The organism is Candidatus Pelagibacter communis, from assembly GCF_001180205.1.
In the GTDB taxonomy this organism is placed as follows: Bacteria; Pseudomonadota; Alphaproteobacteria; order Pelagibacterales; family Pelagibacteraceae; genus Pelagibacter; species Pelagibacter ubique_O.
In genome coordinates this window covers 1-2088 of the sequence record NZ_CVSU01000059.1, presented here as the reverse complement: position 1 = coordinate 2088, position 2088 = coordinate 1, and the positions used below count along the sequence as shown (strand labels likewise).

Sequence of the window (2088 nt, the reverse complement as noted above, 5' to 3'; positions counted from 1 at the left end):
GTGCAATCTGATACTATGGCACAAGGTTATGGTTCTTTAGGATTGATGACGAGTACATTGTTAACTCCAGATGGAAAAGTAATGGAAGCAGAAGCTGCACACGGAACAGTAACTAGACATTATAGAATGCATCAACAAGGAAAAGAAACTTCAACCAACCCGATCGCATCAATTTTTGCTTGGACAAGAGGATTAGCTCACAGAGGTAAGTTAGATAATAATGAAGCACTAATTAGATTTGCTCAAACTTTAGAAAAAGTTTGTATTGAATGTGTGGAAAGTGGATCAATGACAAAAGATTTGGCAACTCTTATTGGCCCTGATAGCAAGTATTTAACTACCAATCAGTTTTTAGATGAAATTGACGGTAATTTAAAAAAGAAATTAAATTAAACCCTTAAGCTTTTCAAAAGCTTCTTCAATTTTTGACTGGTCTTGTCCACCAGCTTGGGCAAAGTCTTTTCTTCCACCACCGCCTTTACCACCAATTATTTCAGATCCAACTTTAACAAATTGAACTGCATCAAATTTGCTTGTTAATTTATCTGTTACTCCAACAGCTAATCCAACCTTGTCATCTTTATTTGCAAATACTACTACAATACCTTCGCCTAAATCTTTTTTACCTTTATCTACAAGTTTTCTTAATTCTTTTGGAGGCAATCCATCTATTTTTTGAAGTCTTAACTTAATTCCATTAATTTCCTCGTCTTTAATAATATTTTTAGATTTATCCTCTAAAATTGTATTTACTGAGATTGCCTCTAATTGTTTAGTTAAATTTTTAATTAAAGTCTTTTGATCAGCTTCTTCTAAACTTGGCTTTCCGCCAAGTTTTATAATTTGTTGACTTAAATCTTTAATAGTTTCCTCATCTTTTTCTGCAGATAGGTTTGATAATTTTTCTTTATTTTTTAAATATTCCTCTAATTGCTTATCTCTCAAAGCCTCAATTCTTCTAACCCCCGCAGCAATTGAAGACTGGCTGACAATCTTAAATTTACCAATATCACCAGTGTTTTTTACATGTGTTCCACCACATAATTCAGTTGAAAAATACTTTCCATTCTCGTCTCCCATTGAAAGAACCCTTACTTCATCTCCGTATTTTTCCCCAAATAATGCTAAAGCACCATTTTCAACTGCTTCATCAGGTGTCATTAATCTAGTTTTTACATCAGATTTTTTAGAGACCATTGTATTTACAAACTCTTCTATTTTATCTATTTCCTCATTCAAAATTGGCTTCATGTGACTGAAATCAAATCTTAATCTACTTGGCTCTACCAAAGATCCCTTTTGAGTTACATGGGTACCAAGTACCCTTCGTAAAGACTCGTGCAATAAATGGGTTGCTGAATGATAAGCGCGCGTATTATCTCTTCTTTCAACATCAATTTTTAATTCCACACTTTCCTGTAATTTTATAGATCCACTCTTTACCTTTCCATAATGGACAAATAAATCTCCAAGTTTTTTTTGAACATCGGTGACTTCAAATTTAAAATCATTCGATACTATTTCACCAGTATCACCTACTTGTCCTCCAGATTCGCCATAGAAAGGAGTTTGATTTACTATAATCATTCCTTCATCATTTTCTTTTAACTGATCTACCTCTTTGTTGTCTTTTAAAAGAGATAACACGACACCTTCTGCTTGATTAGTTTCGTATCCTAAAAATTCAGTTGGCTCAATTTTATCTTTTATGCCAAACCAGATATCTTCAACCGCTGCATCTCCAGAACCTTTCCAATTTTTCTTAGCAAGTTCTCTGCTTTCCTTCATCAAAGAATTAAACTTTTCTGTATCAATTGACATTGATTTGTTTCTTAAAATATCTTCGGTAAGATCTAACGGGAAACCATAAGTGTCATATAATTTAAAAGCTACCTCACCTGGTAACACTTTATCTATTTTAGATATTTCATCATTTAAAATTTTTATTCCTCGATCTAAAAGAACTAAAAATTTTTCCTCTTCCATTTTTAAAGTTTCTTTTATTAAAGACTCTGCTCTAACTAATTCTGGATAATTTCCAGACATTTCATTTTTAAGAGTATCAAATAAATTATAAAAAACTGGTTC

Annotated in this window: 2 protein-coding genes; one reads left to right on the top strand and one right to left on the bottom strand. The window is 32.3% G+C overall.

All coding sequences use genetic code 11. The annotated features are described in order from the left end of the window. On the top strand, positions 1–393 hold a 393-nt coding region (locus tag AMO08_RS02430), incomplete at its 5' end, for an isocitrate/isopropylmalate family dehydrogenase (protein ID WP_256997642.1). Here the strand turns inward: AMO08_RS02430 and alaS are convergent. Then, the coding region (alaS, locus tag AMO08_RS02425; protein ID WP_075484805.1) for an alanine--tRNA ligase at positions 385–2088 on the bottom strand (1704 nt) is incomplete at its 5' end. The two genes, AMO08_RS02430 and alaS, sit on opposite strands and share 9 nt — an antisense overlap.